The 19,595-nt window shown below is 50.0% G+C and carries 22 protein-coding genes; 15 read left to right on the forward strand and 7 right to left on the reverse strand.

Going from position 1 to position 19,595, the window contains the following annotated elements; all coding sequences use genetic code 11:
- The first annotated feature begins 113 nt into the window (after positions 1-113).
- Genes DZK30_RS22505 through DZK30_RS22515 form a run of 3 tightly spaced genes read left to right on the forward strand, consistent with a single transcriptional unit; the run spans position 114 to position 2,404 of the window.
- Positions 114-911, forward strand: coding sequence for an SDR family oxidoreductase (locus DZK30_RS22505; RefSeq protein WP_118976444.1), 798 nt, complete (start codon positions 114-116; stop codon positions 909-911).
- Between the two features lie 18 nt (positions 912-929).
- On the forward strand, positions 930-1,850 hold the full coding sequence (locus DZK30_RS22510; protein ID WP_118976445.1) for a helix-turn-helix domain-containing protein: 921 nt from the start codon (positions 930-932) through the stop codon (positions 1,848-1,850).
- A gap of 2 nt (positions 1,851-1,852) precedes the next feature.
- Complete coding sequence (locus DZK30_RS22515) at positions 1,853-2,404, forward strand: DNA-3-methyladenine glycosylase I (RefSeq protein ID WP_118976446.1); 552 nt, start codon at positions 1,853-1,855, stop codon at positions 2,402-2,404.
- 103 nt (positions 2,405-2,507) lie between these two features.
- Here DZK30_RS22515 and DZK30_RS22520 read toward each other — a convergent pair whose 3' ends face one another.
- Positions 2,508-3,029, reverse strand: a complete 522-nt coding sequence (locus tag DZK30_RS22520; protein WP_118976447.1) for a hypothetical protein — start codon at positions 3,027-3,029, stop codon at positions 2,508-2,510.
- Between the two features lie 19 nt (positions 3,030-3,048).
- Complete coding sequence (locus tag DZK30_RS22525) at positions 3,049-3,468, reverse strand: hypothetical protein (protein ID WP_118976448.1); 420 nt, start codon at positions 3,466-3,468, stop codon at positions 3,049-3,051.
- A gap of 115 nt (positions 3,469-3,583) precedes the next feature.
- Here DZK30_RS22525 and DZK30_RS22530 point away from each other — a divergent pair, with 115 nt between their 5' ends.
- From DZK30_RS22530 to DZK30_RS22580, 11 genes are all read left to right on the forward strand, one after another.
- On the forward strand, positions 3,584-4,519 hold the full coding sequence (locus DZK30_RS22530) for a helix-turn-helix domain-containing protein (RefSeq protein ID WP_118976553.1): 936 nt from the start codon (positions 3,584-3,586) through the stop codon (positions 4,517-4,519).
- A gap of 161 nt (positions 4,520-4,680) precedes the next feature.
- Positions 4,681-6,066, forward strand: a complete 1,386-nt coding sequence (locus tag DZK30_RS22535; protein ID WP_118976449.1) for a BamA/TamA family outer membrane protein — start codon at positions 4,681-4,683, stop codon at positions 6,064-6,066.
- 78 nt (positions 6,067-6,144) lie between these two features.
- A complete protein-coding gene (locus tag DZK30_RS22540) occupies positions 6,145-7,023 on the forward strand; it encodes an NAD kinase (RefSeq protein ID WP_118976450.1) in 879 nt (292 codons plus the stop codon).
- A 92-nt stretch (positions 7,024-7,115) separates the two neighbouring features.
- The gene (locus tag DZK30_RS22545) at positions 7,116-7,715 is read left to right on the forward strand and encodes a LemA family protein (RefSeq protein WP_118976451.1); all 600 of its coding nucleotides are present in this window, start codon (positions 7,116-7,118) and stop codon (positions 7,713-7,715) included.
- Positions 7,716-7,772: 57 nt separating this feature from the next.
- Positions 7,773-8,234: a TPM domain-containing protein gene (locus DZK30_RS22550; RefSeq protein ID WP_118976452.1), complete on the forward strand. Its 462-nt coding sequence runs from the start codon at positions 7,773-7,775 to the stop codon at positions 8,232-8,234.
- Positions 8,235-8,246: 12 nt separating this feature from the next.
- The gene (locus DZK30_RS22555; protein ID WP_118976453.1) at positions 8,247-9,071 is read left to right on the forward strand and encodes a TPM domain-containing protein; all 825 of its coding nucleotides are present in this window, start codon (positions 8,247-8,249) and stop codon (positions 9,069-9,071) included.
- A 268-nt stretch (positions 9,072-9,339) separates the two neighbouring features.
- Entirely contained in the window at positions 9,340-9,822 is a 483-nt protein-coding gene (locus DZK30_RS22560) for a TlpA disulfide reductase family protein (RefSeq protein WP_118976454.1), read from the forward strand.
- Between the two features lie 106 nt (positions 9,823-9,928).
- On the forward strand, positions 9,929-10,876 hold the full coding sequence (locus tag DZK30_RS22565; RefSeq protein WP_118976455.1) for an arginase: 948 nt from the start codon (positions 9,929-9,931) through the stop codon (positions 10,874-10,876).
- Between the two features lie 304 nt (positions 10,877-11,180).
- Complete coding sequence (locus DZK30_RS22570) at positions 11,181-11,480, forward strand: GIY-YIG nuclease family protein (RefSeq protein ID WP_118976456.1); 300 nt, start codon at positions 11,181-11,183, stop codon at positions 11,478-11,480.
- A gap of 125 nt (positions 11,481-11,605) precedes the next feature.
- On the forward strand, positions 11,606-12,160 hold the full coding sequence (locus DZK30_RS22575; RefSeq protein WP_118976457.1) for an SRPBCC family protein: 555 nt from the start codon (positions 11,606-11,608) through the stop codon (positions 12,158-12,160).
- A gap of 10 nt (positions 12,161-12,170) precedes the next feature.
- Positions 12,171-13,406: a 4-hydroxy-3-methylbut-2-enyl diphosphate reductase gene (locus tag DZK30_RS22580; RefSeq protein WP_118976458.1), complete on the forward strand. Its 1,236-nt coding sequence runs from the start codon at positions 12,171-12,173 to the stop codon at positions 13,404-13,406.
- Here DZK30_RS22580 and DZK30_RS22585 read toward each other — a convergent pair.
- Both DZK30_RS22585 and DZK30_RS22590 read right to left on the reverse strand, forming a co-directional pair.
- Positions 13,385-14,182, reverse strand: coding sequence for a glycosyltransferase family 2 protein (locus DZK30_RS22585; protein WP_118976459.1), 798 nt, complete (start codon positions 14,180-14,182; stop codon positions 13,385-13,387). The genes DZK30_RS22580 and DZK30_RS22585 overlap by 22 nt on opposite strands.
- Positions 14,183-14,228: 46 nt before the next feature.
- A complete protein-coding gene (locus DZK30_RS22590) occupies positions 14,229-14,663 on the reverse strand; it encodes a hotdog fold thioesterase (protein ID WP_118976460.1) in 435 nt (144 codons plus the stop codon).
- 156 nt (positions 14,664-14,819) lie between these two features.
- Between DZK30_RS22590 and DZK30_RS22595 the strand changes: the two genes are divergently transcribed.
- Positions 14,820-16,148: a saccharopine dehydrogenase C-terminal domain-containing protein gene (locus DZK30_RS22595; RefSeq protein ID WP_118976461.1), complete on the forward strand. Its 1,329-nt coding sequence runs from the start codon at positions 14,820-14,822 to the stop codon at positions 16,146-16,148.
- 75 nt (positions 16,149-16,223) lie between these two features.
- Here DZK30_RS22595 and hppD read toward each other — a convergent pair whose 3' ends face one another.
- From hppD to DZK30_RS22610, 3 genes are all read right to left on the reverse strand, one after another.
- On the reverse strand, positions 16,224-17,363 hold the full coding sequence (gene hppD / locus DZK30_RS22600; protein WP_118976462.1) for a 4-hydroxyphenylpyruvate dioxygenase: 1,140 nt from the start codon (positions 17,361-17,363) through the stop codon (positions 16,224-16,226).
- Positions 17,364-17,550: 187 nt separating this feature from the next.
- Complete coding sequence (locus DZK30_RS22605; RefSeq protein WP_118976463.1) at positions 17,551-18,432, reverse strand: hypothetical protein; 882 nt, start codon at positions 18,430-18,432, stop codon at positions 17,551-17,553.
- 1 nt (position 18,433) lies between these two features.
- Entirely contained in the window at positions 18,434-19,594 is a 1,161-nt protein-coding gene (locus tag DZK30_RS22610) for a homogentisate 1,2-dioxygenase (RefSeq protein ID WP_118976464.1), read from the reverse strand.
- Between the last annotated feature and the right edge of the window lies 1 nt (position 19,595).

A 19,595-nucleotide genomic window follows, 5' to 3' on the forward strand; every position in this document is an offset into this window, starting at 1 on the left:
TTGCTATAATGATGAAAAAAACCATTCGTCATTCCGGCTACAACCTTCTGCATTTTGGCAACCCGGCGCCTGATCCGGCGCAGCACCTTTGTATTCTTAAAAATACAAGACAAATGAAGACTATTTTCATCACCGGCGCTTCCTCAGGCCTGGGTAAAGCTACTGCAAAATTATTCGCTGCCAATGGCTGGAACGTGATCGCTACCATGCGTCGACCCGAACAGGAAACCGAATTGGGACAGATCCCCAATATTACCCTTTTGCCCCTTGATGTAACCAACCTGCAACAGGTAAGGTCCACCGTACAGCAAGCTATTGCTCTAAGTGATATTGATGTGGTGTTCAACAATGCCGGCTATGGCCTTATGGGACCATTAGAGGCCATCAGCGATGAGCAGATCGTGCGCCAGTTCGACACCAATCTGCTGGGTGTGATCCGCGTAGCGCAAGCCTTTATTCCTTATTTCAGGGAAAAGAAAAGAGGCCTTTTCCTTACCACAACCTCCATCGGCGGACACATTACTTTCCCCTTCAGCTCCCTGTATCACGCCACCAAGTGGGCGCTCGAAGGCTGGAACGAAAGCATGGCCTTTGAGTTGCGCAAGATAGGCGTGGGTACCAAAACCATAGCTCCCGGCGGTATTCAAACCGATTTCATTGGCCGCTCGCTGGATTTCTCACCGCATCCGGCTTACCAGCAATGGACCGATAGCTTGTTTGCCGGCATTGAGCAGCACCAGTTCAGCCCGGTAGAGGCTATTGCAGCGGTGGTGTATGAAGCGGCCACCGATGGTAAGGACCAATTGGTTTACCTTGCCGGGCCCGATGCCGAGGCAATGCATGCCCGGCGCAGGGAATTGGGTAACGAAGCTTTTCACCAGCAGATGGAAGCGACATTTTTGGGTGCCTAAAAATCCTAACTTCGTATCGTGAAAAAGGAAACGCATATTCCGCAAAAGTTTCACGCCATAGCCGATCTGCACCGGTCGCTGGGTTTGTCTAAGCCCCTGCATCCGCTGATCAGCCTGGTGGATAATACCCGCATTTCGGTGGAGAAGGACCGCCTGCCGGAAGGGTTTGTGTTTGATTTTTACAAAATCTCCTATAAGCAGGGGCAGCCAGGCAAGATCCGGTATGGGCAAAGCTATTACGACTTTGACGAGGGCGGGCTGGTATTTACAGCACCCAACCAGGTGCTGGCCGTTACAGATGACACGGAATACAAGGGCTATACCTTATTGATCCATCCCGATTTCTTCAGGGGCTATCCCCTGGCAAAGAATATCCGTAATTACGGTTTCTTTTCCTACTCAGCCAACGAAGCCCTGTATCTTTCCGAAAGGGAGCGCAAAACGGTATTGGAAGTGTTCCGTCATATCGAAGAGGAGCTGAGCCATACCATCGACGAGTTTAGCCATGAGGTGCTGCTCTCGCAGATCGAAGTGTTGCTCAATTACAGCAACCGCTTTTACAAAAGGCAGTTCCTGACGCAGAAGGTCGCGCATCACGATACGCTGATGCAACTTGAGGGCCTGCTGGATGATTATTTCAACGATACGCAGGCTTTGATGAAAGGCCTGCCCACCGTACAGTACCTGGCCGATCAGCTGCATTTTTCGCCACGCTACCTCAGCGATATATTGCGCTCCATTACCGGGCAGAATACACAGCAACATATTCACGAAAAGGTGATCGAAAAAGCCAAGGAATACCTGACCACGGATAACCTAACGGTGGCCGAAGTAGCCTACCAGCTGGGCTTTGAGCATCCGCAATCGTTTAACAAGATCTTTAAAAAGAAAACCAGTCTCACGCCACTGGCCTTCAAGCAATCGTTTCATAAAAACTAACCATGTCGTACTGCAGCGTTATCGATACCTTACAGCCCGAAGAAAAAAAGGCTTTGCACCAGAATTATCACGACAACCATTATGGTTTTCCTATTCACGACGACAATGAGCTGTTTGGCCGTCTAATTATGGAGATCAACCAGGCCGGCCTCAGCTGGGAAACGATATTGAAGAAAGAAGCCTCATTTCGCAAGGCTTATCACAACTTTAATATTAAGAAGGTAGCAGCTTATGGTGAAAAGGATATTGAGCGGCTGATGAACGATGCCGGCATTATCAGGAACAAGCTGAAGGTGAATGCGGCCATAGAAAATGCAAAGACCATCCTGGCCTTGCAGAAAGAATATGGTTCCTTTGAAAAATGGCTGGCGCATCATCATCCCAAAACGAAAGAGGAGTGGGTAAAGCTGTTCAAAAAAACCTTCCGCTTCACCGGCGGCGAGATCGTGAACGAATTCCTGATGAGCACCGGCTACCTTCCGGGGGCACATACGCCGCAATGCCGCATCTATAGCGAAGTAATGAAGCAAAAGCCCATGTGGGCAGCGAAATAATGTACCTAAGGTGATGGTTTATTTTCTTGCGGCGCCGCTACGATGCGGCGTCGCTTTCAGTTAATCGATTTCCTACGGCTACTCCTTGGCTTTGCGATTACGGTCAGCTACGTGTTTCTATGGGATGACCCAGCAGCAGCAAAAGCTGCCTGAGACGGTCAAATGTCTTAATGTCGGTACTGACCGGCCTCCCATATATGGATTCAATGCTGTCGCATTCGAAACATATATTGATCCCTTCGATCAGCTCATCCTGCTCATTGTAAAATAATATCGCATCGCGATATACAGGCAGGCACATCCACAATGCTTCCTCCTGTACTGTTGTTCGGAGCCCTTCGATCAAAGCCTGGCCGGCACTTTCGGAGCGATAAATCTTGCTGACCAACCTGGCTGTTTGGCTTATATTTCCCTGTGTATCGATAATCCGTTCAGCATGCCGATTGGCCGTTACCTCATCGAGGCGTTTGTATTCCTGCCGTTCTTCAGGCGTCAACATTCCTTTTGCGCTGGCTAATGCGAATAGATCCCTGAAAGCCTGATGCGCCGCCGTTCTTTGAAAGGAATAGCTGAGAAAATAGCTGAAGGCAATGTCCTCGATATAGGCCGCCGATGTTCTTTCCATAAAGCGTTTGCAGGCTGTTCTAGTCTTCGTCTTTAATTTCCGTAGGCCAGTGGTTGAAAATCCGGAAGATCTCATCCAGGTCGAGTGGGCAGTTTACAGGCAGGCTTACCGAAGCGATGCCACCCATATCGACCTGCCAATAGCCACCCTGGCGGGTAATCTCATCACCCAGCAGCTGGTAGTCTGCAGCAGGAACACTCTGACTTAAGAGAAAACGACGGGTAGTATAGGGCGACATTTTCGTAATCTTTACGATTTCGTGATGACCGTCCTGGTTGAAGCGGGTCAGGAATTCTGTCCCTATGGTAATGGTGGGATTGAACAACTCATTTTCGACAGCCCTGAAGGTATGCGCATCCAGCTGCTCCACATACATGCTGCCGGTCATATCCACGCGTTTATCATGCACCATAATGCTAACCATCTTCGGTTCTTCCATGGCAATTAGTTTTATCGAAGGACAAATGTAGAAATTTATGTGTTTGGATAACACCATGTTCACTAGCTTTACCCGGTATTTTACAGGTTTGATATTTACAATACCTTATGAACCGATGAAACGTATCAAAAGCACTTCTCTGGAGGAATTCTATAAGCAGGCAGCCGATTTTACGGGCCAGGAAATAGATGCCTTGCTGCCACCGGGAATTAACAAAGAGGTAGGGCATTTTAATGTATTTGATCTCGCGAAAACGATAGCGGAGGTAAAACGCAAATCAGTAATGCCCTATAACCGCCGGGCTTATTATAAGATCAGTCTCATACGGGGTAAGAACCGGGCCGAATATGCCGACAAGGTGATCAATATCGAGAGGAATGCCTTACTGTTTGCCACGCCCAAGGTGCCTTATCACTGGCTGCCGCAGGACCCTGAGCAGGCGGGCTATTTCTGTGTCTTTACCGATAGCTTCCTCATCCGTAACAAGAGTGGGGTAGTACTTGACGACCTGCCCATTTTCCGGTCCGGCGGCTACCCGGTATTCGAGATCAGCGATGCGGAAGCAGATGAGATCGCGCAGGTATTTGAAAAGATGCAGAAAGAGATCGCTTCTGACTATGCGTATAAGTACGACTTGCTGCGCAATTATGTGCTGGAGCTGATCCATTACGGACAGAAGCTGCAGCCGGCTGCAGCACTGTACACCGAGCACAATGCCTCGGCCAGGGTCACTTCGCTGTTTATCGAGCTGCTGGAACGCCAGTTCCCCATTGAGCTGCCCAGTCAGAAAGTGAGCCTCCGTACAGCAAAGGATTATGCCGACCGGCTGGCGATCCATGTCAATTACCTCAACAAAGTGCTCAAAGAGAATACCGGGAAAACGACCACGCACCTGATCAGCACCCGCATTGCACAGGAGGCCAAGATCCTGCTGAAACAGACCGACTGGAATATTTCGGAGATCGCCTGGTGCCTGGGGTTTGAGGAACTCGCGCACTTTTCCAATTTTTTCAAAAAGCAGACCTCCGTATCGCCTTTACAGTTCCGGTAGCTTGTTGCTGTATGCAAGAGGTATGACTTTAGTCCTCATCTTTACAGGGGAGCCAACTTCCGCCGTTCCGACCGGCGGATGGCACTGTCTGCACTTGCAGGAGATAGCAAGTGACTGCCGGTAAAGCCCTATCTTTGCCCCTTCCTGAAAAACAGCCCGTTTTGAGACTGTCTTTACTGACCCTGTTCTGCCTTTGTACGCTTGCTACTTTTGCCCAGCCGGAAACGCCCGGGAAGGGTACTGACAGCGTTTTCCTAAAGACAATTATCATTTCCGGGCAGCGGAAGACAAAGGATCGCATCATTCTTCGTGAACTGAGCGTACAGCAAGGCGACCGTTTACCAAAGGCGGACCTTGCTATACTACAGGAGAAGAACCGGCTGCGCCTGGTCAACCTGCGTCTATTTACTGACGTAAAGGTCAGTTGGGAGCCCATTGCCGGCGATACCTTCAGCATGGCTGTTTTTGTGCTGGACCGTTTCCCCATCATGCCAGATCCCAATTTTGAATTTGCCGACCGTAATTTCAATGTCTGGTGGACGGAACAGAACCGGGATCTCCGTCGTATCAACCTGGGGCTTACCCTAAACCACAATAATTTCAGGGGCAATCATGAAACGGTGGGTATTACCGGGCAGGTCGGCTATACGCAAAAAATAGGCCTTACCTATGCCCGGCCTTTTGCCGATAAGGATCAGCGTCACGGCTACGGCGTATCTGTCTTCGGCTTGCAGAACCGGGAGATCGCCTATATGACCGATACCAACAAGCTGAAATTCCTGCGCAGCAGCAATAATTTTATGCAGCGCCGCTTTGATGTTGCTGTGTGGTACACTTACCGCCCCCGGTATGCCGCCACACACCTGGTCGAGCTATCGTTCCATCACTATTGGATCAGCGATACGATTGCCGAGCTCAATCCCTCGTATCTGGGCGGTGGCCGTACCCAGGAAAATGTATTGAAATTGCTCTACCGCTATGAGTACAACGGCGTCGATAACTGGAATTATCCCCTCACCGGGCGCCGCTTTGTGGGCGTTTTTGAGCAGAAGCTGGCGTTGCAGAGCGGGCAGTGGCAAACCTGCATTAACCTGCATTATGATCATTTTATTAATCCCTGGAAAAAATGGTATGGCTCGCTCATCCTGAGGGGTAGGGTCTCGCTGCCGCAGGACCAGCCTTATATTTTCCGGCAAAACCTGGGTTACGAGTTTGACTATATCCGCGGGTATGAGTACTATGTGATCGATGGCTCCTGCTTCGGCATTGTAAGGGCCAATTTTAAGCGCGAGCTCGTCAACTGGCACATCAACCTGCCCATCCGTTTCTTCGAGGTCATTCCCATCAGGGTGTATGGCAAAGTGTATGGCGATGCGGGGGCAGGATACAACAAGTACCCGGTCAACGATCGCCTGTACAACCGTGCTTTATACTCGGCCGGGGTAGGCCTCGATATCGTTACCCTATATGATATCAAGGTGCGTATCGAGTATACGATCAATCACCTCAATGAAAAAGGGCTATATTTACACCGCAATGGCGAGTAAGGGTCCTGCAAAGCCGGCTACGGGCGGCTCTTGACAAAAAAATGCTATTATTCATCTCCTTTCCCATTGCCTGATATCATGCTGATCGCTTTATACAATCGTGTGTTTGAAGAGGCAGACATTCCGCTGCTGCAGCACACCTTTCACCTGCTGAAGGAAAACAACGTACGCGTCACTGTTTTTAAGGACTTTTACGAACGGATGCTGCCCCATATCGATTTTGAGCAGGAGCCATTGTTGTTTACCGGCTACGACGATCTGAGCCGCAATACCAATTTTATGATCAGCCTGGGTGGCGATGGCACCATGCTGGATACCGTATGCTTCATAGGCGATACCAATATCCCCATTATCGGCATCAACCTGGGACGGTTGGGCTTCCTTGCGGCCATACCGGAAAATGAGATCGACATTGCACTCAATGGTCTCATCCGCGGCTCTTATACCATCGACAAACGTACACTGGTGCATCTCGATTCCAGTATACCCTTGTTCGGAGAAAGCCCTTTTGCCCTTAACGAGTTCACGCTCCATCGCAAGGATACTTCTTCGATGATCAAGATCCATACCTATCTCAATGGGGAATTCCTCAATACGTATTGGGCCGACGGCCTTATCGTATCTACGCCTACCGGCAGCACCGGCTATTCGCTCAGTTGCAGCGGGCCCTTGGTATTTCCGCAGACGTCCAGCTTCGTGATTACGCCGGTAGCCCCGCATAACCTGAACATACGGCCTATTGTGGTACCGGACGACAATGTGATCTCTTTCGAGATAGAAGGACGTACCGATAATTTCCTCTGCACGCTGGATTCCCGGGTGGAGACCATTACCCGCGAAGTGCAGCTGGCCATCAAGAGGGAACGCTTTACCATTTCCCTGGTACGGCTCGATGAGCACAATTTCCTGAAGACGATACGGCAAAAGCTGTACTGGGGCATCGACAGCCGCAACTAAGCGTGCATTTGCCGAAAATTGGCCGTATATATTGCGTCATCAACTAAATAGTTTTATTTTTGAACAAATAACGCTAACAAAAACAACAACACATGAAAAAGGGACTCATCGTTATTCTTGTACTTGTCGCTATCGTACTGATTGGCGGCTGCCAGGCCTGCAACCTGCAACGCAGCATGGTGCAGCTGGACGAAAACGTAAAAAATAAATGGGGTACGGTGCAAACCCAATACCAGCGCCGTGCCGACCTAATCCCCAACCTGGTGGCTACGGTAAAGGGCGCTGCCGATTTTGAGCGCAGCACTTACGTACAAGTGGCACAAGCCAGGGCCGGAGAGCTGAAACAGGCTACCAATGTGCCTGCCGATAGCCTGAACGCACAAAAGATTGCCCAGATACAGAAAGCCAGCAACGCTACCCAGGAGGCTGCCAGGAGCATGATCAACATTATGGTGGAACGTTACCCCGACCTCAAAGCCAACCAGAATTTTCTGGGTCTGCAGGATGAGCTTTCCGGTACTGAAAACCGCATTAATACTGCACGTATCGGTTACAACGATGCTGTACAGGACTACAATGTAAAGGTAAGGTCGTTCCCCAACAACCTTTTTGCCGGTATGCTGGGCTTTAAGCAGAAAGAAGTGTTCCAGGCAGAGGCCGGAGCGGAAAAAAGGCCTGAAGTTAAATTTTAATACAAGAACGTTCTTAATGAAAAAGCGGGTAACACCGCTTTTTTAATTTATTACTATATGTTCGGCTTATTCAAATCGAAAAAAGCACCGCTGATCGCCGATGCAGACCAGCGGGTGATCGTAGCGGCCATCAAGGCGGCAGAACGCAGCACTTCGGGCGAGGTACGGGTATATGTTGAATCGCGCTGCAGCTATGTCGATCCCATGGACCGGGCCAAAGAAGTTTTTTTTAAACTGAAAATGGAACGGACCGAGGCGCATAATGCTGTGCTGATCTATGTAGCCCTGACCGACCGGCAAATGGCCCTTTATGGCGATGAAGGCATTTTTAAAAAAACCGGCGGTGATCCTTACTGGAAATATGAGCTGAGCCTGATGCGCCGTTTTTTCCAGGAGGGCCGCGTTGCCGATGGTATTGCCTCCTGCGCGATCAATATCGGCAAAGCCCTGGCCACGCATTTTCCCCATAGCGGCGATGATAAGAATGAATTACCCGACGATATCGTTTTTGGCCACTGATAACTACCGATCATGAAACGGACCGCATTTTTTAGTTTTTTCCTTTCCCTTCTCCTGGCCCTGCCGGGCCTTAGCCCGGTATGGAGCGCCACCAATACCAAAGATTTTCCGCCCAAACCCTCGCCCCCACGCCTGGTCAACGACCTGGCTGGTATTATGACCCCGGCGCAGCAAGATGAGCTGGAGCGTCAGCTGGTCGAGTTTGACCGCAGTACCTCTACGCAGATCACTATCGTTACCGTAAAAAGCCTGGGCGATTATGAGCCGGCCGATTATGCCACTCAGCTGGGTAATTACTGGGGCGTAGGGCGCAAAGAAAAGAACAACGGCGTCATTATCCTGGTGTCTTCGGAAGACCGTAAGATCAATATCTCTCCTGGACAAGGCCTGGAAGGCGTGCTCACTGATGCCATGTGCGGCCGCATCATCCGCAACGAGATGGCGCCCGACTTCCGCAGCAGCAATTACTACGGCGGGCTGGATAAAGCCGCAAAGGCTGTGATTGCTGCTACCAAAGGCGAATATACGGCCGAAGCTCCGCCCGATGCCGGGCAGGAAGGTGGTTGGGGCGTCCCGCTCCTTATTTTCGCGGTAATCATCATTGTCATCGTCATTGCCGCTATCAGAGGCGGCGGTGGCAAAGGTGGCGGCAGGGGCAACTATATGAGCCGCCGTGGCAGCGATTTCCTCACTGGCGCCATTCTGGGCAGCATCTTTAACAGCGGCGGCGGTAGTGGCGGCAGCGGTTGGGGAGGGGGCGGAAGCAATGGTGGTGGTGGTTTCGGAGGCTTTGGCGGCGGCAGCTTTGGCGGTGGTGGCGCCAGCGGTAGCTGGTAAAATGTTCTTCTGTTTTCCCCCTGACGCTATAAGCGTTTGAAACTCTTATAGCGTTAGGGGGAATAAATAAATCTGAGTATCCGGATATAAGAAACAAAGCCAGTCCTTAAGCCTGTCGAAAGGACAAAGATGGTGCTTCGACAAGCTCAGCAACCGTTATTTAGAAACAAATTGTATCCTGTTGCCTATATCCGGATAGCCACTTAAATAAAATGCAAAAAGTTCCCGGTCCGGCGTTTGCAAAAATCGAACCGCCTAACTTTACGGGATGAAGAAAGGATTATTATTCCCGGCACTGTTCCTTTTTGCCGGTCTCTATACAGCGCAGGCGCAAAAGATTGCTTCCTATAATGCAGACGATCTGGTTGCCCGTACCGCCAATAAAGATACCCTTTACATCGTCAATTTCTGGGCTACCTGGTGTGTGCCCTGCGTCAAGGAGCTACCCTCATTTAATATGGTCCACGACCTGTACAAAGATAAACCTGTGAAGGTATTGCTGGTGAGCTTCGACTTCAAGGAGCAATACCCGGCTAAGCTCCAGAGCTGGGTGTCTAAGAAAAAGCTGCGCCCCGAAGTGGCCTGGTTCAACGAGACCAATCCCACCAGCTATATTCCCAAGATCGCGCCCGAATGGGAAGGCGGCCTGCCGGCGACCTTATTCATCAACAACAAGACCGGAGAAAGGAAGCTGCATGCTGATGAGATCAGCGTAGACGAGCTGAAAAGCTGGGTCGATAAGCAATTGTAAGCAGGCAAAGTTTCTATAACCTTTAAATAGTGCTATAAGGTTATGTTTCAGGCAAAAAGCGGCCTGTTTTCGGAAAGCTGTGCCCTTTTTTGTACTTTTGGAGCCTATGCGTAATATCAAAATCATAGAAGTACGATCGGAAATAGGCGCCGGCACAAGAGGCGCCAGTCTTGGTGTAGATGCCATCAAAGTAGCGGCGCTCGACTTTATGAGCAGCCTTTTCGTAAATATTCCTACCGAGGTGATCCCCGATGAAAATAAGCTGTTGTACGAGCCGGTAGAATCGCCATATGCCAAGCGTATCAAAGGAATTTACACGATGTATGAACGGATCGCGGCATCGGTAACCGAGACTTTGAAATCGGGTCTGTTTCCCATCGTATTGTCCGGCGATCACAGCACTGCAGGTGGTACCATAGCCGGTATCAAAATGGCTAAGCCTAAAAGCCGCCTTGGGGTGATCTGGATCGACGCGCATGCCGATATGCATACGCCTTATACCACGCCTTCGGGCAATATGCATGGCATGCCCCTGGCTGCCTCCCTGGGCGAGGACAATACAGAGAACAAAACACATAAGCTGGACGCCGTTACCGTCGACTGGTGGAATAAGCTGAAGGGTATAGGAAAAATACAGCCTAAGGTACTACCCGAGGACCTGGTATTTATTGCCTTGCGCGACTATGAGAAAGAAGAGGAGGCCCTGCTGAAGAAATACAATATCAAAGTGATCCCCGTGCAGGAGGTACGTAAAAAAGGCGTGGAGAACGTAGTACGCCAAACCCTGCTGCACCTGAGCAATTGCGAGGAGATCTATGTGTCCTTCGATGTGGACAGCATGGACAGCTCTATTTCGCGTGGTACCGGCACACCGGTAAGTAATGGCCTCCGGGAAAGGGAGGCTGAGGATATTATGGCTACGCTGATGCAGAACCATAAGATCTGCTGCTTCGAGATCACCGAGGTAAACCCCACGCTGGATAAGGAGAACCTGATGGCAGAGATCGCTTTCAACATTCTTCAGCGAAGCGTGAACCTATTGCTGGTGAATTAAAACACCTGATTCATAGCCCATCGAAAGGATAAATGGGCTGAGTGTCGCTTCGACAAGCTCAGCGACCGTCACTAACTGGTCCTTGAGCCCGTCGGAAGGACAAATGAGCTGAGTGTCGCTTCGACAAGCTCAGCGACCGTCACTAACTGGTCCTTGAGCCCGTCGGAAGGACAAATGAGATGAGTGTCGCTTCGACGGGCTCAGCGACCGTCAACCAACCGGTCCTTGAGCCCGTCGAAAGGACAAATGAGATGAGTGCCGCTTCGACAAGCTCAGCGACTGTCCGAAGACAAAGTAATATACTATGAAAGCCTATGTATATATTTTGAAATGTTCAAATGGTATGTACTATACAGGAAGTACCACTAATATGGAGAGAAGGCTGGAACAACATCACCAAGGTATCGGTGCTCAATTTACGAGTAAGTTCTTACCAGTAACATTAGTTTATCTGGAAAGCTTTACAAGGATTGTTGACGCCTTTGCACGTGAGAAGCAAATACAAGGTTGGAGCCGAAAGAAGAAGGAAGCGTTAATCAAGGGCCGCTATGATCAATTACCGGAATTGGCCAAAAGTTATACCAAAAAGAATAAACAAAACTAAGTTAGAGAGCAAACGTTTGTCGCTTCGACAAGCTCAGCAACCGTCAACTAACAGGTCCTTGAGCCCGTCGAAAGGATAAATGAGCTGAGTATCGCTTCGACAAGCTCAGCGACCATCGGAATACCATGGATAAGGAAAGAGCAATCATTACCGATAAGCTGGTGAAAGCACAGACCGGCAAGACGATGGAAGAGTGGTTCCTTAAGCTCGACAAGCTGGGAGCCAAAGCGATGAAACATGCAGAGATCTTCAGCCTGGTAGGCGCTACCAAAGGCCTGGAACCCCTGGGACAGTGGAATCAGAATCTCCTGACCACTTCCTACGAATGGAGCCGCGGCCTGAAGCAAAGAGGAGAGAAAGAGAACGGTTTCGAGATCAGTGTGAGCAAAACAATGAACGTGCCGGTACAATTGCTGTACCAAAGCTGGACGGACAGCAAACTAAGCGCCCGCTGGCTGCCCGGCGAAACGTTTACCATCAGGAAAGCGACCGAAAATAAATCGTTACGGATTACCTGGAGCGATGACACGACCAGCGTGAGCGTGGAATTGTATATCAAGACGCCGGAGAAAACACAAATCGTCGTACAGCATATGAAGCTGCCGGACGCGGAACAAGCCGCTGCGCGGAAGGAGTACTGGTCTGGCCGGCTGGAGGCCCTGAAAGCGTTGATCGCATAATACTACAAAGATGAAGACATTTGATGTTCCTGTCCATTACCGCAGTCCCCTGATTACGGCAATCAAGAACCAACGCAGGAAAGAAGACAAGCTGAAGAAAGATTTTAGTCCGACCATATTGGATATCGGTAGCCTGGAGATCATACTGGCCCGGCATTTCGGGTTTTGCTACGGCGTGGAGAACGCGATTGAGATCGCTTTTAAGGCGGTGACGGAAAACCCGGGCAAACGGATCTTCCTGCTGAGCGAAATGATCCATAATCCGCAGGTAAATGCCGATCTTATCGCCGAAGGGGTACAATTTATTATGGATACCTATGGCAGGCAGCTGATCAGCTGGGACGAGCTCAGCAACGAGGATATCGTTATCATACCGGCTTTCGGCACCACGCTGGAAATAGAAGAGATACTGAAGGAAAAGCATATCGAACCCACAAAGTATAATACCACTTGCCCCTTTGTAGAAAAAGTATGGAACCGCAGCGAGAAGATCGGCAAAGACGGCTATACCATCGTGGTGCATGGTAAGCCCAGGCACGAAGAGACCCGCGCCACCTTTTCGCACAGCAAGGCGCATACGCCTACCGTAGTGGTAAAGGATATGCAGCAGGCGCAACGGCTGGCCCGGTATATTACCGGAGAGGAACAGCCGGAGCATTTTTACGATGAATTCGAAGGCCAGTATTCAAAAGGCTTTGACGTTGCTACCGATCTTAACCGTATCGGTGTCGTGAACCAGACCACCATGCTCGCCAGCGATACGCAAGGCATTGCCGACTACCTGAAGCAGGTAATGATCGCGCATTTCGATCTCGACGAGCAATCGGTGAAAGCACGTTTTGCCGATACCCGCGATACGCTATGCTATGCGACCAACGACAACCAGACTGCCGTTAGCGGTATGTTGCAACAGCAGGCCGATCTGGCCCTGGTGATCGGTGGGTACAACAGCAGCAATACTTCGCATCTCGTGGAGCTATGCGAAGAAAACCTGCCCACCTATTTTATCAACCATGAGGAATGTCTTATCGATAACGGGCAAATACGGCATTACGATCTGCACGAACGTAAGGAAAAAATGACACAGGACTTTTTGCCGGCGCACCGGCCATTAAAAGTGTTGATTACCTCGGGCGCCAGCTGCCCGGATGCCCTGGTAGAACGGGTGGTAGAGCGGCTGAGCCGGTTGACGGGAAATGCGGAGAAGCTGGAAGAGGTAAGACTTCAGCTGGAAGAGCGTTCCTGATACATTTCGGCCAGGTAAGCATATTTCCAACGGGTATACAGCATGTTGATCCGGGCAACCCTACAGCCTGCTGCGCCATCCAGGAAGCCTCCCAGGAACAGGTATTCCCGTATAAACGTGAACAGGGGCGAACCAATACGTTTCCAGACCGGGCTTTTCTTTCCCTTTTGAAAATATTTTTCGGCCGACAGCCGGGCATAACGCCGGTTTTTTTCCAGGAAAGTCGCGTAATCGTCGGCGGTATAATGCAATAGTGTGCCCTCCAGCAATTGCAGCTTCATGCCGGGATGCAGTATCAGTGCCTCATGCACGATGGCATTGTCCCAGGCCGTAGTTTCCCTGTGATACAGGCGTATCACCCGGTCGCGGCCCCAGGCGCCATGTACTATCTTTTTCCCCTCAAAATAAGATAGCCGCCGGAAGGTGTAGATATGTTCTTTGGGCAGACCGGCAAACGGTAAGGCCGCTATGGACCGGAACAATTGGTCGTCGGGGAGCTCGTCGCTGTCAAGCGACAATATCCAGGGATAGGCCGCCAGTGCGGCCAGCTTGTTTTTGGTAGCGCTGAAACCTTCCCAGCTCACAGGCACCAGGCGCAGGTTGGGGGCGGCTGATAGAAAGGACTCCGGTACAGCTTCCGCTTTGCCGTCGTAGCCGATCAATATTTCCGAAAACCAACCCGATGCTGCCTTTACGATCCTTTCCAGCAGGCTGTTCAGCTGGTTAGATACGATGCAAAGGCTTACGGGCGTCGGTATATTTTGTTCGGAAGGCATAAGTGGGCAACAAGGTTAAATCAGGTATGGATGATTATAATCGGCATTACTCAGCCGGTTTTTTCAATATAGCCATAGTCAGCCGGCTGACACAGACCAATTTCCCGGCCTCATCCGTAATCCTGATATCCCATATATGCGAGGTAGCGCCGAGGTGCAGTGCCGTGGCAGTAGCCGTCACTATGCCGCTCCGCTTGCCCCGTACATGATTACAATTGATTTCCATACCCACGCATATCTGTTTTTCCCTGTCTATAACGAGCCAGCTGGCGACACTGCCCACGGTTTCGGCCAAAGCCGCTGAAGCGCCGCCATGCAAGAGGCCATAGGGTTGATGGGTACGCTCGTCGACGGGCATTTGCAGCCGTAGGAAATCGTCGCCGATCTCGGTAAAGTTCATATCCAATACCCCGGCGAGCGTCTTGTGCCGCAAGGCGTTCAGCTCTTCCAGGCTTACGATTTCCTTGTTCCAGATTGCCATTCAAATGAATTGAGCGGTCAAAGTTAATGCTTAAACGATTTATTTATACTTTAAAAAGTGCGCAATTAAAACAAACCTTTTTTTTTAAATGTAAAAAAATGTGCACCGGTTGACTATATTTGCATTGCACTTACTAACCAATTAACAATTTGTACTATGCTTACAGTTCTCATCGCAGGAGCCGGCAAGTCGTCTGCTCACTTAATTGACTATATGCTCTCCAACGCTAAACAAAAATGGAGAGTGGTGGTAATGGACGCCAATCCGGAGATGGTTGCAGAAAAGCTTAACGGGCATCCTAAAGGCGAAGCCGCGGTGATCGACATTATGGACGAGCAGGCCCGGCAGCAGCTGGTCAAAAATGCGGATATCGTATTGTCCCTCATGCCGCCTCACCTGCACTACCTGCTGGCCAAAGACTGCCTGAAATTCAAGAAGAACCTCATCACCTCGTCTTACGTATCCGATGAGATCAAAGCGCTGGATGCTGAAGCCAGGAAAGCAGGCATCACCATGATGTGTGAAATGGGCCTTGATCCCGGGATCGACCATATGTCGGCCAATGCGATCATTCATGGCGTGCAGCGCATCGCAGGCACCATCCAGAGCTTTAAGAGCTATTGCGGTGGCCTGGTGGCGCCGGAAAGCGACGATAATCCCTGGCATTATAAGATCAGTTGGAACCCACGTAACATTGTGCTGGCTGGCAAGCAGGGCGCTGTATGGCTGGAAAACGGCAAGCAGCATGAAGCCAAATACGAGCAGCTGTTCTCGGCCAGCAAAAAGATCAAGGTGGCCGAGCTGGGCTCTCTTAGCTATTATCCCAACCGGGACTCGCTAAAGTACCTGGAGCTGTACAGTCTGCCCGATATCAAAACCTTTGTGCGCGCTACCTTGCGTCATCCGGCCTTTATGAAGGGCTGGGACCTGGTGATCAAAGCCGGCCTGGTCAATGAAGAGGATAAGTTCCACGCCGATAACAGCTCTTATGCCGACTGGACAGCTAAAGTTGTTGGCGTTGCCAATGATGATAAGCTGCGGGAGCAGTTCAAGAAAAAATTCGGCGCCGACGAAAAAGAAATGAAGCAGATGGATTGGCTGGGCCTGTTTGACAACCGCCGGATCAATGGTGTAGGGCAACTTTCTTCGGCCGATATCCTGCAGACATTGCTGGAAGAGCGCTGGAAAATGAAAGCCCTGGACAAGGATATGGTCGTGATGCAGCATCAGATCGACTACGAAAGAAAGGGTGTGCTGGTAAAGCTTACCAGCTCTATGATCGTAACCGGCGACAACCGCCAGTACAGCGCCATGTCCAAGACGGTAGGCTTACCCATGGCGATCCTGGCCAAAAAAATATTGCTGCAAGAGATCAGCACCAAGAACTTTACCGGTGTACAGATCCCTGTAATGCCCGAGGTCTATGTGCCGGTCTTGAAAGAGCTGAAGAAGAACGGTATCGAATTTATCGAGATCATCGATTAAAGCGCATAAGCACATAAAAAAAGAGAAGTCAAGTTTTTAAAACTTGACTTCTCTTTTTTTATCATTGGAAATACCTTACAGATTGCCGCGCCTAGCCTGCTCCCTTTCGATACTTTCAAATAGGGCTTTAAAGTTGCCCGCGCCGAAGCTTTGCGCGCCATGGCGTTCGATGATCTCGAAGAAAAGGGTAGGGCGGTCTTCCACCGGTTTGGTGAAGATCTGCAGCAGGTAGCCCTCCTCGTCGCGGTCGACCAGGATGCCCAGTCCCTGCAGCTTCTTGATGTCTTCATCGATAGTGCCTACGCGCTCCGGCAACATTTCGTAGTAAGCATCGGGCGGTGCGGTCAGGAACTCTACGCCACGCGCCTTCAGATCGGTCACTGTTTTTACGATGTCTTTAGTCGCTACGGCAATATGCTGCACGCCTTCGCCTTCGTAGAAATCCAGGTATTCTTCGATCTGGGATTTCTTCTTGCCTTCTGCCGGCTCGTTGATAGGGAATTTGGAATAGCCGTTGCCATTGCTCATCACCTTACTCATAAGAGCCGAATATTCGGTATTGATCTGTTTATCGTCGAAAGAAAGGATGTTCACAAAGCCCATTACCTCTTCGTACCATTGTACGGTAGGCAACATGCGGTTCCAGCCTACATTGCCTACACAATGGTCGACGTACAGCAGTCCGGCATCAGCAGGGTTATAAGCGCTTTCCCAGGCCTCGTAGCCGGGCATGAAAGCACCTTTATAATTTTTGCGCTCGATAAACATGTGTATGGTCTCACCATAAGTATAGATACCGGACATACGCACTTCGCCGAATTCGTCGGTCATGGTAACCGGCTCCTGGTAAGGCTTACCGCCGCGTTTGGTAGTCTCTTCAAAAGCGCTGTAGGCATCATCTACCCAAAGGGCCAGCACCTTTACGCCATCGCCATGCTTTTTAACATGCTCGGAAATAGGATGATCTGAATTGAGTGCGGTGGTGAGCACCAGGCGTATCTTGCCTTGCTGCAGCACATAAGAAGCACGGTCCCGCACACCGGTTTCGGGACCGGCATAGGCCACCGACTGGAAGCCGAAAGCGGTTTTGTAATAGTGCGCTGCCTGCTTCGCATTGCCTACATAAAATTCGATATAGTCGGTTCCGTTGATGGGTAGGAAATCCTGGGCCTGGGCTATTTTCTCTGCAAATGTTTTTCCGGTTACTGTTGACATGATATTAGATATTAGAAGTTAGATATTAGCTATTAGATTTTTCTGCAGATACGGCATCCTGCCGTCTGCGCAATGCAATAGCTCCTAATGCCACATCGCCATCACCAGCTTTTTAAGCCGCTTCTTTACCCTGATGTAAGAAGAGTTATGATATTCTCTTTCCACTATTGATTTTCTTTAAACAATTTTAAGGACAGTTATAAACAGTTGCAAAAGGCTTGTTTACGGTGCGCACTTCATGACCTGGAAATTTCTCCCCAAAGATAAAGCTACTGATCAACAGATTTGTCAACTTCAGCTCTTTACCATTTTTCATCCGGATAACGTACACATAACAATCGTTCCATGGGACTCTTTGTCCCTGGCAGGAATATTCTTTAACCCATTCTATATCCTGCTTGCTGTACTGTTCCATTTTGCCAAGCGTACCGAACGCAAACGTATCAATGCCCCTGGATATTTTCAGGTAAAGCTTTCTGCTGTACCAGTAATAATTAAAGAACAAAAGCAGCTTAATTCCTACGAGCAATATAAACACAAGCGTCAGGGCGGCGATCATTCCTATATCGACCTTACTACGGTTAAAACCCAAGAGCAGCGCAGGTGAGGTCAAGATCGTAAAACCCAAAGGCAATGCTAAAAACCTCAATATCCGTTTACCACTAACCTTATACCCAAAGTCTTTTGTCACAAAATACCGCGATGGCTTTCTCACCCATTCCAGATATTTTACAAAATCATGATCCGGAACGTTCTCGTAAAAATCCCTGACGGCCAACTCCAGTTCGTTCCAGGTATCGACAATCTTTAGAAAGAGCTTTTTCCGTTCATTCAGCAAATACAGTATGAACTTTCCATGATAATACAGTCCCGCCTTCAAAAACCTGCCCGAATGGCCTTCTATGGTTACAGAAGCACCATTGAGACCAACAAAGGAACTTCTTCGCTGCTCGTCCCAGGGATAGTTGCGTAGCAGGTCCATCGTTTGCTCCAGGCTTCTCCGCTCGATATCACTGAATTCTCCTATCTCGTAATAGAAGTATTGCAATTTTGAAACCAGCTGCTTCACCTTATTCCGCCCAGCTCATCACATAATGCTCATCTTCGATCCCCTTGGCCGCATCGGTCATCATCAGTGGGTGGAAGGTGTCTACCATTACCGCCAGCTCCGGCGTCTCGGTCTTACCGATGCTCTTTTCTACGGCGCCGGGATGCGGGCCATGCGGGATACCGCCGGGATGCAGCGTTATCATACCGCGTTCTACATGCTTACGGCTCATAAACTCGCCGTCTACATAGTACAGCACTTCATCGCTGTCGATATTGCTATGATTATAAGGCGCCGGTATCGCCAGCGGATGGTAATCGTATTTACGGGGTACAAAGGAGCAGATCACGAAGTTGTGCGCATCAAAGGTCTGGTGTACAGGCGGCGGCTGGTGCACGCGGCCGGTAATGGGTTCAAAGTCGTGGATGCTGAGCGCATAGGGATATTCGTAACCATCCCAGCCTACCACATCAAAAGGATGCGTGCCATACCAGATGGGATACATGAGGCCCTTTTTGCGAATATTGATGACGAATTCACCCTGCTCGTCGAAGGTCTGCAGGTCGGCCGGCTTACGGATATCCCTTTCGCAGTAGGGGGCATGCTCCAGCAATTGACCATATTTACTCAGGTATCTTTTAGGGTAGGTGACCGGGCTGAAAGAGTCGACGATGAACAGCCTGTTGGCCTCTGTATCGAACTCGATCTGGTAAATGGTGCCGCGCGGGATTACCAGGTAGTCGCCGTAGCCAAACTTGAGCAGGCCATACTGGGTCTTGAGTACGCCGCTGCCTTCGTGTACGAAGATGACCTCGTCGGAATCGGCATTCTTATAAAAGACATTACCGGTAAGTCCTTTTTGTGGCGCAGCCAACGAAAGATGAACGTCATTATTGAACAGCACGGTCTTCTTGCTCTTCAGAAAATCGGCCTCGGGCTTGATCTTAAAGCCCTGGTAGCTGCGATGCTTCAGGATATTGTCGGTAGAGGCCTTGGGCGATACATCGAAAGGCTCCTCAGTTTTGATGATCTTCGTAGGTGGATGCACATGATACAGCAGCGAATAATTGGATGAAAAACCTTCGGTGCTGAACAGTTGCTCGGAATACAGCCCGCCATCGGGCTTCCGGAACTGTGTATGTCTTTTGTGGGGAATATTTCCCAGACTATAATAGTGAGCCATG

This window comes from Taibaiella koreensis (assembly GCF_003545715.1).
GTDB classification, from domain to species: domain Bacteria; phylum Bacteroidota; class Bacteroidia; order Chitinophagales; family Chitinophagaceae; genus Taibaiella; species Taibaiella koreensis.

Coding starts and splice junctions, on each gene's coding strand:
- DZK30_RS22555 (WP_118976453.1), top strand. CDS start 8,247: ATGAAACGGACCGCATTTTTTAGTTTTTTCCTTTCCCTTCTCCTGGCC.
- DZK30_RS22575 (WP_118976457.1), top strand. CDS start 11,606: ATGGATAAGGAAAGAGCAATCATTACCGATAAGCTGGTGAAAGCACAG.
- DZK30_RS22550 (WP_118976452.1), top strand. CDS start 7,773: ATGTTCGGCTTATTCAAATCGAAAAAAGCACCGCTGATCGCCGATGCA.
- DZK30_RS22590 (WP_118976460.1), bottom strand. CDS start 14,663: ATGGCAATCTGGAACAAGGAAATCGTAAGCCTGGAAGAGCTGAACGCC.
- DZK30_RS22565 (WP_118976455.1), top strand. CDS start 9,929: ATGCGTAATATCAAAATCATAGAAGTACGATCGGAAATAGGCGCCGGC.
- DZK30_RS22610 (WP_118976464.1), bottom strand. CDS start 19,594: ATGGCTCACTATTATAGTCTGGGAAATATTCCCCACAAAAGACATACA.
- DZK30_RS22525 (WP_118976448.1), bottom strand. CDS start 3,468: ATGGAAGAACCGAAGATGGTTAGCATTATGGTGCATGATAAACGCGTG.
- DZK30_RS22595 (WP_118976461.1), top strand. CDS start 14,820: ATGCTTACAGTTCTCATCGCAGGAGCCGGCAAGTCGTCTGCTCACTTA.
- DZK30_RS22560 (WP_118976454.1), top strand. CDS start 9,340: ATGAAGAAAGGATTATTATTCCCGGCACTGTTCCTTTTTGCCGGTCTC.
- DZK30_RS22520 (WP_118976447.1), bottom strand. CDS start 3,029: ATGGAAAGAACATCGGCGGCCTATATCGAGGACATTGCCTTCAGCTAT.
- DZK30_RS22545 (WP_118976451.1), top strand. CDS start 7,116: ATGAAAAAGGGACTCATCGTTATTCTTGTACTTGTCGCTATCGTACTG.
- DZK30_RS22505 (WP_118976444.1), top strand. CDS start 114: ATGAAGACTATTTTCATCACCGGCGCTTCCTCAGGCCTGGGTAAAGCT.
- hppD (WP_118976462.1), bottom strand. CDS start 17,363: ATGTCAACAGTAACCGGAAAAACATTTGCAGAGAAAATAGCCCAGGCC.
- DZK30_RS22580 (WP_118976458.1), top strand. CDS start 12,171: ATGAAGACATTTGATGTTCCTGTCCATTACCGCAGTCCCCTGATTACG.
- DZK30_RS22515 (WP_118976446.1), top strand. CDS start 1,853: ATGTCGTACTGCAGCGTTATCGATACCTTACAGCCCGAAGAAAAAAAG.
- DZK30_RS22570 (WP_118976456.1), top strand. CDS start 11,181: ATGAAAGCCTATGTATATATTTTGAAATGTTCAAATGGTATGTACTAT.
- DZK30_RS22540 (WP_118976450.1), top strand. CDS start 6,145: ATGCTGATCGCTTTATACAATCGTGTGTTTGAAGAGGCAGACATTCCG.
- DZK30_RS22585 (WP_118976459.1), bottom strand. CDS start 14,182: ATGCCTTCCGAACAAAATATACCGACGCCCGTAAGCCTTTGCATCGTA.
- DZK30_RS22530 (WP_118976553.1), top strand. CDS start 3,584: ATGAAACGTATCAAAAGCACTTCTCTGGAGGAATTCTATAAGCAGGCA.